The sequence below is a fragment of the Neptuniibacter caesariensis genome, from assembly GCF_000153345.1.
In the GTDB taxonomy this organism is placed as follows: domain Bacteria; phylum Pseudomonadota; class Gammaproteobacteria; order Pseudomonadales; family Balneatricaceae; genus Neptuniibacter; species Neptuniibacter caesariensis.
Genome location: NZ_CH724125.1, coordinates 1,475,054 through 1,486,247, shown reverse-complemented (window position 1 = coordinate 1,486,247; position 11,194 = coordinate 1,475,054). Strand labels below are relative to the sequence as shown.

Sequence of the window (11,194 nt, the reverse complement as noted above, 5' to 3'; positions counted from 1 at the left end):
CCTTTAGATTTTAGGATCTTACACGCTTTATCCGCAGCATGGGGAGGGTTCGTCTGACCTTTAACTACACCAATGGCCATTACCGCATCATCGTGCCACCACACAGGGCGAGCTGGAAATTCAGCCTCTTCCAACAATGCATTTTCAGCAGCACTTTTAGCTTGAGGGGATAAACGTTCAGTCGTATTGGCTATATACCAAGTCACGCCGACACAAGCGGCGATAAGAATAATAATTATTGTTCGTTTCATTATGGGCGTCTTAAAAAAAAAAAAGAGGAGCATCAGCTCCTCTTATTCTATGTGCACTAGAAATTAGTTACTAGAGCAAAGACCAGAAGCTAAACATGTACTTGAACTTACAACAGTCCAAAGTACCTGGCCACTAGCCTGACGAGTAGCATCCAAAATATAAGTATCGCTGTTCAGCGCAGCGACACCAGTTGCAGTAACACGTACGACTGTTGCTGAGTTATCTGCAGCAACAACGCTTGTCACGTAACCACTAGCACCCGCACTGACTACACCATTGTTACCATCTGAACAGCTTGCACCGAAATCAGTCGACGCTGCGGTAACAGTCTGGCCACATAATTCAACAGCCGATTTAACCGCACCTGTTGCAGAAACGACTTCAGAAAACTTAGCACGGTTAGTGTAGGTTTGGTAAGCAGGTAGAGCAATTGCTGCCAGAATACCGATGATCGCTACTACGATCATCAATTCAATCAGGGTAAAACCTTGTTGTGTTTTTTTCATTTTATTTCTCCAGCGAAATTTGACACTTGGATCAACCAAGTCCTTTGATTGTAGCGCATTTTTTATTACACGCCAGTGATAAAACCGTAAAACCTATATGTTTAAGTATAGTGCGCATTTTCAAAAACGGTTGCAAATGCTATTTTAGAAGTGAGTTATGTAAAAATCATGGAAAGATCAAGGGGTTACTCTTTTGCAACCAAACCAGCCATTAACTGGACTTGCTAAACGACTTGTAAACGAAGGCGTTTGCTCTGCAGAAGTAGCGGCTGATGCTGCTATTCAATCCAGAGAAAAGCAGCAAACATTCATTTCGTATGTAATTGAGCAAAGGCTCGTGAGTGCGTACCGGGCAGCGGCTGCTGCTTCAGAAGAGTTTGGCATTCCCTTACTTGATCTTGATGCTTTAGATGTGACAAGCCTTCCCCAAGGCTTAATCAATGATAGTTTAATAACAAAGCACCACGCTCTCCCCCTTCAAAAACGCGATAACCGCTTGTTTGTCGCAATTTCAGACCCCACGAATATTCAGGCGCTTGACGAATTTAAATTTCAAAGCGGCATAACCACTGAAGCAATTATTGTTGAAGAGGATAAACTTAGCCGGGCAATAGAATCCTTTCTTGATAATCAAGGCTCTGCACTTGACGACTTAGAAGATAGCGACCTTGACAATCTTGAAATTGACGATACCACTCCCGGAGATCAAGAAGAAGATAGTGGCGAAGATGCTGCTAATGACGCCCCTATTGTACGGTTTGTAAACAAAATATTACTAGACTCAATCAAAAACGGCGCATCCGATATTCACTTTGAGCCCTATGAAAAAAGTTATCGAATTCGCAGCCGAATCGACGGGATACTTCAAGAGGTAGCAAAACCACCGTCAAACCTGGCTTCAAGACTTTCAGCACGTTTGAAAGTTATGTCACAGATGGATATATCCGAGCGACGCGTCCCACAGGATGGACGCATTAAAATGAAAATATCCAAAAACCGAGCTATTGACTTCCGTGTTAATACCTTACCAACGCTATGGGGGGAGAAGATTGTATTGCGTATCCTTGACCCAAGTAGCGCCAAAATGGGAGTTGAAGCCTTAGGCTTTGAAGAGTTCCAGAAAGACCTTTACTTATCAACACTTCACCGCCCACAAGGGATGGTCTTAGTAACAGGTCCTACTGGTAGTGGTAAAACCGTCAGTCTGTATACTGGCCTGAACATCCTGAACACTGAGGAACGCAACATATCCACAGCTGAAGATCCAGTGGAAATAAACCTTGAAGGCATTAACCAAGTTCATGTAAATGCTAAAGTAGGGTTAACTTTTGCCGAGGCACTTCGTGCCTTCCTACGACAAGACCCTGATGTGGTTATGGTTGGTGAGATTCGAGATCTTGAAACAGCGGAAATTGCCATAAAAGCGGCTCAAACAGGTCACATGGTACTTTCTACCTTGCACACCAATAGTGCACCCGAAACACTCACCCGTTTGAGAAACATGGGCGTTCCTGCGTTCAATATAGCCACCTCCGTTAGCTTAATCATCGCTCAGCGCTTAGGCCGCCGCTTATGTGAAAACTGTAAGAAGCCGATCAGCCTTCCTGAAGCAACACTCAAAGAAGAAGGCTTCCTTGATTCGGAAATAAAGGGTCTAACCATCTACGAACCTAATTCGGACGGATGTAATAAATGCAACAAAGGCTACAAAGGACGTGTAGGTATATATGAAATGCTAGCCATGAGTTCGGAAATAGCAGAAGTAATTATGGAGAACGGAACATCTCTAGATATACTTAAGGTTGCGGAATCTCAAAATTTCCAAACTTTGAGAAGGTCCGGACTAAAGAAAGTGATTGAAGGCCTTACCAGCCTTGAAGAGATGAATCGTGTGATCAAGACCTGATAAAGGATTCAAGACATGGCTAAAGATGCCAAGCTACAGACATTCACCTGGCAAGGCAAAGATAAAAGTGGCAATCAAAGTAAAGGAAAAATTGATGCTGCCAACTTATCTATTGCGAAGGCACAACTTCGCAAACAGGGTATCCTGCCTTCCAAAGTAGCCAAAGAACGAAGCGCGGGTTTATTCAGCAGTAAAAACAAGCCAATTAAACCAGTAGATATTGCTTTCTTTACACGCCAAATGGCCACTATGCTTAAGTCCGGTGTCCCGTTGCTACAAGGGCTTGAGATAACAGCTGGCGGGGTTGATAAACAAAAATTAAAAGACATCATTTATGAAATAAAAAATGATGTTAATGGAGGTATCGATCTGTCTAATGCTTTGGCCAAACATCCCGATCATTTTGATGACCTTTACTGTAATTTAGTCAGCGCGGGCGAGCAATCAGGTGCATTAGAAACAATGCTTGATCGAATAGCCACGTATAAAGAGAAGCTTGAGAGCCTTAAAGCTAAGATTAAGAAAGCCCTAACGTATCCAACAGCGGTTGTTATTGTAGGAATAGTTGTTTCTGCAATCTTGTTAGTCAAAGTAGTGCCCCAGTTTGAGTCAGTGTTTCAAAACTTTGGCGCCGACCTGCCAGCCTTTACCTTGTTTGTCATAGGGCTATCAGAAACCGCACAAAAATGGTGGTGGATTGCGCTTATCGCAACAGGTGTAGCGGGTTATGCATTTTCAAAGGCCAGGGCCCGATCTCAAAAGTTTAGCGACAATGTGGACAAAGCTGTTCTCAAAATACCTGTCATTGGGCAAATTTTGCATAATGCTTCAATTGCAAGGTTCGCCAGAACCTTAGCCACCACTTTCGCTGCAGGGGTACCATTAGTGAATGCCCTTGAATCAGCTGCTGGTGCCTCAGGTAATGCTCTCTATAGAGACGCAATTATCCAAATAAAGAACGGGGTCTCGACAGGACAGTCGCTAAAAGATGCCGTAACGATGACTGGTATTTTCCCTAACATGACAGTGCAAATGATAGCAATCGGTGAGGAAGCCGGCTCATTAGAGATGATGCTGGAAAAGGTGGCTGACTTTTACGAGGAACTTGTTGATAACGCAGTCGACAACCTTTCAAGCCTCTTAGAACCTTTAATTATGGTAGTTCTTGGTGTACTGGTAGGTGGTCTGGTAATAGCCATGTACCTTCCAATTTTCCAGCTCGGTCAAGTTGTATAAGAGAGCAATCAAAGAATAATGTTTGAAATTCCAATGGATCCAGCGTGGGCTTCGGCCTGCGCTTTTATTTTGGCATTGTGCGTTGGCAGTTTTCTGAATGTTGTTATCCATCGACTTCCCATTATGATGGAGAAAGAATGGGAAGCGATGAAAGAACCAGATAAAGATCAAGAAACTTACAACCTTTCAGTTCCAGCTTCGACCTGCCCCAAATGCAAGCACCGCATCCGCTGGTACGAGAATGTTCCGGTTCTTAGTTATGCCTGGCTAAAAGGAAAATGTAGCTCTTGCGGTATTCATATCCCATTTCGCTACCCCTTTGTCGAGCTGCTAACCGCTTTCAGCGTTGCGTATGTAGTGCATATTTTTGGGGCTAATACAGCAGGCTTATCCTTGGCCCTCCTTACCTTTGCATTAATCTGCCTGGTATTTATAGACATAGACCATCAGTTACTACCTGATAGCATCACTCTTCCATTGCTATGGCTGGGGTTATTAGTAAACAGCTTCAATATATTTACCTCACTTGAGAGTGCTGTTTATGGTGCAATTGCAGGATACCTAAGTCTCTGGAGTGTTTACTGGGCTTTCAAACTTCTCACCGGTAAAGAAGGCATGGGCTATGGAGATTTCAAATTACTGGCTGCGCTTGGAGCCTGGGCCGGACTATCACAACTCCCTCTGATTATTTTACTAAGTTCCTTAGTCGGTGCTATTTTCGGTATTGCGATGATTGTGACTAAGAAGAATGAAAGCCAACAGCCCATTCCTTTTGGCCCCTACCTTGCCATAGCTGGATGGATAGCGATTCTATGGGGTGACCAAATCACCGGTATGTACCTAAAGTTTGCAGGTTTCTGATGTTTATAGTTGGAATAACGGGCGGTATTGGATGCGGGAAAACAGCTGTAACCAACCTTTTAGCCACCTATGGCGTAAAGATTGTTGATGCGGACATCGTTGCACGGGAAGTCGTTGAACCAGGAAAACCCGCTTTAGAGGCAATCGCAGAACACTTTGGTCACGACATTATTAACGAGTCCGGAGAACTGGACAGAGCAGCTCTACGCGTGAAGGTGTTCAGTGACACCGCAGAGAGAAAGTGGCTGGAAACACTACTCCACCCCATTATTCGAAACCGAATTATCGAACAGCTCAACCATTCCGAGGGCAATTACGCAGTCCTTTCATCTCCCCTATTACTTGAAACAGACCAGAAGTCACTTACCGACCATATTGTAGTAATCGACCTACCTGAAGAGCTACAAGTTAGCCGCACCATGCAGCGGGATAGCAACTCAGCAGAGCAAATCAAAGCAATTATTGCTGCGCAGATGCCCCGCGAACAAAAGCTACAGGAAGCTGATACAATTATTTGTAATGACGCAGGCTTAGATAGCCTTCGTAATAAAGTTGAACAACTCCACCTTGATTTAACTGAGCTAAGCCAGAGAACAGATGAGCAAACCGACCATTAAATGCCCCACCTGTGAAAAACAACAGGAATGGGACAGCAGCAATCCACACAGGCCCTTCTGTAGTGAACGCTGTAAAATGATTGATCTTGGCGCATGGGCCAATGAGGAATATACAATTCCTGAATCAAAATCAGCGAGTGACTTCAGTAGCGGGGAACTAGAGGAGCAGATCGATAAAGATCAACCTATTCCTCCAACCATGCACTAATCGCAGCAATCCCTTGTGCACCAAAAATCTGGGCCTGATTTACATCATCAGGCCCGACCCCACCCAACGCATAAACAGGCTGCTTCACTTCAGTTAACAGTGCGGAGAAGGACTCCCAACCCAGAGACTCTTCATCAGGATGAGAAGTAGTTTCTGTAACAGGGGACAGAAAAACAAAATTACTGCCCTTTTCTTCTGCTATCTTCAGTTCAGCTGCATTATGGCAAGATACGCTTAACCATCGACCTGCGAAATCGCTACGCTGACTAAGACTTTTTAATCGCTCAGAACTAAGATGAATCGCATCAGCAGCAAGATGATTCGCTATCGAAACACTTGTATTCAATGAAAGAAAAATCGACTTTTCATGGCAATAGCCAATAAGCGATCGGCAAGCGACTTCCACTTCAGCAGAAAGCGTTTCACTCTGGTCACTTAGCCCTGAGAAGCGTAATACAATGCCCCCAGCCCCTTTAGCCACAGCGCTTTCAGCAAATGAAAGAAGCTCATCAGGCTTTGTATTAAAAGGGGTAATCGCCAATGTAGAAGGCAGCAAACAAGCATCAATTATCGGCCTGTTCGCCTCTGGAAACTCATACGACACCAACTCTGTATTGGAAACCCACTTTACTGGCTGCCCTTCACGACCATAAGGCTCACCTGAAAATGTGCCGACTTCAAAAACATCCAGCAGGACTGACTTATCAGAATAATGATGGGGAATTTGAATCAAAGGCCGACAATCTAAAACCTGAATGCCGAGCTCTTCATCCAGCTCGCGGGCAAGCGCCTGTTTGACTGGCTCACCCGCTTCTACCTTACCACCTGGAAACTCCCAAAGTCCGCCTTGGTGCTTATCATCAGAGCGTTTAGCGATAAAAATTTCTCCAGCGTCATTTCTGATAACCGCTGCAGCAACATGGATGAGCTTTCTAGTCATTAGCTTCGATAATCTGCATTAATACTGACATAGTCATGAGATAAGTCAGTTGTCCAAACCGTCTCAGATACTTCGCCACGATTTAGCACAACTCTGATCAAAATCTCTTCCTGATCCATTACCGCCTGACCCGCTTCTTCGGTATAAGCAGCATCCCTACCACCCTGGCTAACGATACAAACATCACCGAGGTAGATCTGCAAATTATCCAGATCAAGATTTTCAATACCAGCACGCCCTACAACAGCCAGAATACGCCCCCAATTTGGATCTGAAGCGAAAAGAGCCGTCTTGACTAGCGGTGAGTGAGCAATGTCAAACGCTGTTCTCAGAGCTTCCTCTTCAGTTTCAGCACTATCAACAGTAATAGTGACAAATTTCGTTGCACCTTCACCATCACGCACAATGGCATGAGCAAGTTGCTGCATTAGATCCTTTAGTGCCTCTTTAAACAGCGCAAAGAGCTCTGCGTTTTGCTCAGAAACTTCAACGGATGATTGCCCGGTAGCCACCAGCATACAAGAGTCATTAGTTGAGGTGTCACTATCGACTGTAATACGGTTAAACGAACAATTTGTCGTTTCTGTCAGCAATTTTTGTAGCAACCCTTTCTCAATCTTTGCATCAGTCGCTACGTAGCCAAGCATTGTCGCCATATTTGGCTTAATCATGCCTGAGCCTTTAGAAATACCAGTAAGGGTAATAGTCTGCCCCTGATATTCAATTTGCAGTGAAGCGCCTTTAACACGCGTGTCCGTGGTAAGAATACCCTCAGCAGCTGCATCCCAGCCCTGCTCAGAGAGAGCTTCTTTCGCACTTGGCAAAGCGCTGATAATTTTTTCGACAGGAAGCTTCTCGCCAATCACTCCGGTAGAAAATGGCAATACTGCACGTTCGTCGCTACCACAAAGGTCAGCAACCTCTTTACAAGTCAGCATCGCATCTGAAAACCCTTCTTCACCAGTACCGGCATTTGCATTTCCGGTGTTCACTACCAGGTAACGAGGAGAAACTTCAGCCATATGGCTTTTACAAATCTGTACAGGAGCTGCACAAAAGGCATTTTTGGTGAATACACCTGCTACGGTCGCACCATCGCACACTTCCATAAGTACCAGGTCTTTTCGGCCAGGCGTTTTAATGCCCGCAGAAGTAGTGCCCAATTTAAACCCCGATACAGGGTGCATTTTTTCAGGAAAAGTTGCTGGACCAACTGCCATTTTCAATCTCCAGATATACAGAAAGCAGCCTATGGCTGCTTTCTTTAGTTGTATTCGTTGCTAAATATTAAGACAGCTTGCCATGACACTGCTTATATTTCTTACCTGAGCCACAAGGGCAAGGCTCATTACGCCCCACCTTACGCTCTTCACGCACGAATGTTTCGTTTTGCTGCGCCTCTTCTTGCTCAGAAGTGTCTTCACCACCCATCGCTGAACTTTGGTCATGCTTGAAATCCATCTGCTGACGCTCGGCCTGTTCTCGACGTTGCTGTTCCATCGCTTCTACATCTTCAGGCTGCTGCACCTGAACATGGCAAAGGATACGAATCACATCGCGCTTGATATTATCCAACAAGTCCTGGAACAGGTGGAAAGACTCACGCTTGTATTCCTGCTTAGGGTTTTTCTGTGCATAACCACGCAAGTGAATACCCTGACGCAGATGATCCATCGTCTGAAGGTGCTCTTTCCAAAGCGTGTCCAGCACCTGTAACATCACCTGCTTCTCAAAGTTGCGCATGGTTGCTTCACCAACCTGCGTTTCCTTCTGAGCGTATACATCCACAATGTAGTCATAGATTTTCTGGTGCAGGGTTTCTTCATGTAGAGAATCATCTTCATCCAACCAAGCCTGCACTGGAATCTTAACTGCAAAATCAGTTTCCAGTGCCTTCTCAAGCCCTGGAACATCCCACTGCTCTTCCAGACTTTGCGGAGGAACGAATTCACTAAAGCGATTTGCAATGACCTCATCACGAACAGCATTGACTGTTTCTGAGATATCATCAGTTGCCATCAGGTCGTTACGCTGCTCGTAAATAATCGAACGCTGATCATTCGCAACATCATCATACTCAAGTAGTTGCTTACGAATATCAAAGTTACGACCTTCAACTTTGCGCTGAGCTTTCTCAATGGCATTACTTACCATCTTGTGTTCAATAGCTTCTCCACGCTCCATACCCAGCGCTTGCATCAACTGACGCACACGGTCAGAGGCAAAGATACGCATCAGGTCATCTTCCAGAGACAGGAAGAAACGAGAAGAACCCGGATCACCCTGTCGTCCAGCACGACCACGTAGCTGGTTATCGATTCGACGGGATTCGTGGCGTTCAGTACCTACGATATGAAGGCCACCGTTATCCAGCACTTCCTGATGACGCTTTTCCCAAGCAGCGGTCAGTTCAGCAATCGTCTCGTCTGAAGGATTATCCAAAGCCGCTATCTCAGCTTCGAGCTTACCACCCAGAACAATATCGGTACCACGCCCCGCCATGTTAGTCGCAATGGTCACCGCACCAGGGCGCCCTGCCTCAGCAATAACCGTTGCCTCGCCACCATGGTTTTTCGCATTAAGCACGTTATGCTGAATTTTCTCTTTATTCAGCAAAGTCGAAATCAATTCTGACGACTCAATAGAAGCTGTACCGACCAGAACAGGACGTCTTGCTTCCTGACAAGCACGAATCTCTTTGATGATCGCTTCGTACTTCTCTTCTACCGTCAGATAAACCAGATCGTTCTCATCCTTACGAGCGACCGGCTTGTTCGTAGGAATAACAATAACATCCAGGCCATAAATCTGACGAAGCTCAAATGCTTCTGTATCAGCCGTACCTGTCATACCCGCCAGCTTGCCATACAAACGGAAGTAATTCTGGAAGGTTGTCGAAGCAAACGTCTGGCTCTCATTCTGAACAGAAACGCCCTCTTTCGCCTCAACCGCCTGATGCAAGCCTTCAGACCAGCGACGGCCCGGCATAATACGGCCGGTGTGCTCATCAACAATGACCACTTCATTGTTCTGCACAATATAATCGACATCGCGCTGATAAAGGTGATGCGCTTTAAGCCCTGCAAGAACATGGTGTAACAGATTAAGATTCTGTGGAGCGTAAAGGCTTTCACCCTCGGCTAGTAAACCAAGCTCAGTCAACAGCTCTTCAACGGCAGCGTGGCCAGCTTCAGTCAATTCAACTGTGCGGTTTTTCTCATCAACAGCAAAGTGCTCGTTGATCTCCTGAGATTCATCCTGAGGATCAATCTCACCATCAAATCGACTGAGCTTCGGGATTACCTGGTTAATAGTGATATATAACTGCGAGCTGTCTTCAGCAGGGCCTGAAATAATCAGTGGCGTACGCGCCTCATCGATAAGAATCGAGTCGACTTCGTCAACTACTGCGAAGTTGAAACCTCGCTGCACTTTGTCTGCCGTGCTAAAGGCCATATTATCGCGCAGATAATCAAAGCCGAATTCGTTATTTGTACCGTAGGTAATATCAGCTGCATAAGCTGCACGTTTGGTTTCTGAATCCTGACCAGATAACGCAACACCTACTGTCATACCCAGAGCTTCATAAAGTGGACGCATCCACTCAGCGTCGCGCCCTGCCAGGTAATCATTCACAGTAACAACATGCACACCTTTACCTGCCAATGCATTCAGATAAACCGCGAGTGTTCCCACCAGCGTCTTACCTTCACCCGTACGCATCTCCGCTACTTTACCTTCATGCAGCGTCATACCACCGATCATCTGCACATCGAAGTGACGCATACCCATGACACGTTTTGATGCTTCTCGCGCTGTCGCAAACGCTTCTGGCAGAATCTGATCCAGAGTCGCCCCATCTTCAAGGCGCTGGCGAAACTCTACTGTCTTCGCCTTGATTTCATCATCAGTTAGCTTTTCCAGATCAACTTCTAACGCATTGATCGCTTTTACGATACGACCCATGCGCTTCAATTCGCGATCATTCTTACTACCAAAAACCTTTTTTAACAGTCCTGTCAGCATATCTCGACTTATACCTGTGAAGTCTAAAAACCTAGTCGCCGCACCTTCTGGCGGTGAAAATTAACTCAGCATTCTACCTTTATTGGGGGCAGAAAATGAATCTAAAAGGGTAAATAAATAAAACCTTATAAAAAAAGGCAAAAAAGCAGAAAATTAAGCGAAAAAAAACCGAGCTAACAAGCTCGGTTTCTTAATCGTCTTACTCAGCACTCAAACTGCGAGTACAGGCTTCTGATAAGAGATTGGCGCGCTTTCTTCGTTATCTTCGAAAGTCACCACTTCCCAAGCATCTTCATTCGCCAAAAGCTCTCGAAGCAAACGGTTATTCAGGAAGTGACCTGATTTATCACCGTAAAACTCACCAATCAGACTCTTACCCAGCAGATAAAGATCGCCGACCGCATCAAGGACTTTATGCTTTACGAATTCATCATCATAACGAAGGCCATCTTCGTTAAGAATACGGTAATCATCCACGACGATCGCATTATCAAAACTACCGCCCAAGGCCAGGTTTTGCGAACGCAGATATTCATAATCGCTCATAAAACCAAAAGTACGTGCACGGCTTACTTCTTTGACAAAAGAGGTACTAGAGAAATCCAGATAGGATTCCATATTGCGACCTTCGAAAGCAGGGTG

At 45.3% G+C, this 11,194-nt stretch carries 11 protein-coding genes; 5 read left to right on the top strand and 6 right to left on the bottom strand.

Annotated elements, in window-relative coordinates:
* Both MED92_RS19080 and MED92_RS06995 read right to left on the bottom strand, forming a co-directional pair.
* Positions 1-251: hypothetical protein (locus MED92_RS19080; protein WP_162010857.1), on the bottom strand; the 251-nt coding region annotated here is incomplete at its 3' end.
* Between the two features lie 63 nt (positions 252-314).
* Positions 315-758 (bottom strand): pilin, encoded by a 444-nt coding sequence (locus tag MED92_RS06995; protein WP_007020821.1) that lies wholly within the window; start codon positions 756-758, stop codon positions 315-317.
* Between the two features lie 193 nt (positions 759-951).
* Here MED92_RS06995 and pilB point away from each other — a divergent pair, with 193 nt between their 5' ends.
* The 5 genes from pilB to yacG are packed head-to-tail and all read left to right on the top strand — an operon-like array spanning position 952 to position 5,586.
* Positions 952-2,664, top strand: a complete 1,713-nt coding sequence (gene pilB, locus MED92_RS06990; RefSeq protein WP_007020820.1) for a type IV-A pilus assembly ATPase PilB — start codon at positions 952-954, stop codon at positions 2,662-2,664.
* Between the two features lie 15 nt (positions 2,665-2,679).
* The gene (locus MED92_RS06985) at positions 2,680-3,900 is read left to right on the top strand and encodes a type II secretion system F family protein (RefSeq protein ID WP_007020819.1); all 1,221 of its coding nucleotides are present in this window, start codon (positions 2,680-2,682) and stop codon (positions 3,898-3,900) included.
* A gap of 18 nt (positions 3,901-3,918) precedes the next feature.
* The gene (locus tag MED92_RS06980) at positions 3,919-4,761 is read left to right on the top strand and encodes a prepilin peptidase (RefSeq protein WP_007020818.1); all 843 of its coding nucleotides are present in this window, start codon (positions 3,919-3,921) and stop codon (positions 4,759-4,761) included.
* A complete protein-coding gene (gene coaE, locus MED92_RS06975) occupies positions 4,761-5,378 on the top strand; it encodes a dephospho-CoA kinase (protein ID WP_007020817.1) in 618 nt (205 codons plus the stop codon). The genes MED92_RS06980 and coaE overlap by 1 nt, the downstream gene beginning before the upstream one ends.
* Positions 5,359-5,586 carry a DNA gyrase inhibitor YacG gene (gene yacG / locus MED92_RS06970; RefSeq protein ID WP_040661632.1) on the top strand — a complete coding sequence of 76 codons (228 nt, stop codon included), beginning with the start codon at positions 5,359-5,361 and terminating at the stop codon, positions 5,584-5,586. The genes coaE and yacG overlap by 20 nt, the downstream gene beginning before the upstream one ends.
* Here yacG and MED92_RS06965 read toward each other — a convergent pair.
* The 4 genes from MED92_RS06965 to MED92_RS06950 all read right to left on the bottom strand — a co-directional run.
* Entirely contained in the window at positions 5,564-6,526 is a 963-nt protein-coding gene (locus MED92_RS06965; RefSeq protein ID WP_007020815.1) for a Nudix family hydrolase, read from the bottom strand. The genes yacG and MED92_RS06965 overlap by 23 nt on opposite strands.
* Positions 6,526-7,746: a bifunctional glutamate N-acetyltransferase/amino-acid acetyltransferase ArgJ gene (gene argJ, locus MED92_RS06960; RefSeq protein ID WP_007020814.1), complete on the bottom strand. Its 1,221-nt coding sequence runs from the start codon at positions 7,744-7,746 to the stop codon at positions 6,526-6,528. Before argJ ends, MED92_RS06965 begins: the two co-directional genes overlap by 1 nt.
* A 67-nt stretch (positions 7,747-7,813) precedes the next feature.
* The gene (secA, locus tag MED92_RS06955; protein WP_007020813.1) at positions 7,814-10,552 is read right to left on the bottom strand and encodes a preprotein translocase subunit SecA; all 2,739 of its coding nucleotides are present in this window, start codon (positions 10,550-10,552) and stop codon (positions 7,814-7,816) included.
* 210 nt (positions 10,553-10,762) lie between these two features.
* A partial coding sequence (locus MED92_RS06950; RefSeq protein ID WP_007020812.1) for a UDP-3-O-acyl-N-acetylglucosamine deacetylase occupies positions 10,763-11,194 on the bottom strand: 432 nt, incomplete at its 5' end.

What these genes read in the sequence shown, in the direction of transcription:
- MED92_RS06965 (WP_007020815.1), bottom strand. Translation starts at nt 6,526, where the DNA reads ATGACTAGAAAGCTCATCCATGTTGCTGCAGCGGTTATCAGAAATGAC.
- MED92_RS06980 (WP_007020818.1), top strand. Translation starts at nt 3,919, where the DNA reads ATGTTTGAAATTCCAATGGATCCAGCGTGGGCTTCGGCCTGCGCTTTT.
- coaE (WP_007020817.1), top strand. Translation starts at nt 4,761, where the DNA reads ATGTTTATAGTTGGAATAACGGGCGGTATTGGATGCGGGAAAACAGCT.
- MED92_RS06985 (WP_007020819.1), top strand. Translation starts at nt 2,680, where the DNA reads ATGGCTAAAGATGCCAAGCTACAGACATTCACCTGGCAAGGCAAAGAT.
- yacG (WP_040661632.1), top strand. Translation starts at nt 5,359, where the DNA reads ATGAGCAAACCGACCATTAAATGCCCCACCTGTGAAAAACAACAGGAA.
- argJ (WP_007020814.1), bottom strand. Translation starts at nt 7,746, where the DNA reads ATGGCAGTTGGTCCAGCAACTTTTCCTGAAAAAATGCACCCTGTATCG.
- MED92_RS06995 (WP_007020821.1), bottom strand. Translation starts at nt 758, where the DNA reads ATGAAAAAAACACAACAAGGTTTTACCCTGATTGAATTGATGATCGTA.
- secA (WP_007020813.1), bottom strand. Translation starts at nt 10,552, where the DNA reads ATGCTGACAGGACTGTTAAAAAAGGTTTTTGGTAGTAAGAATGATCGC.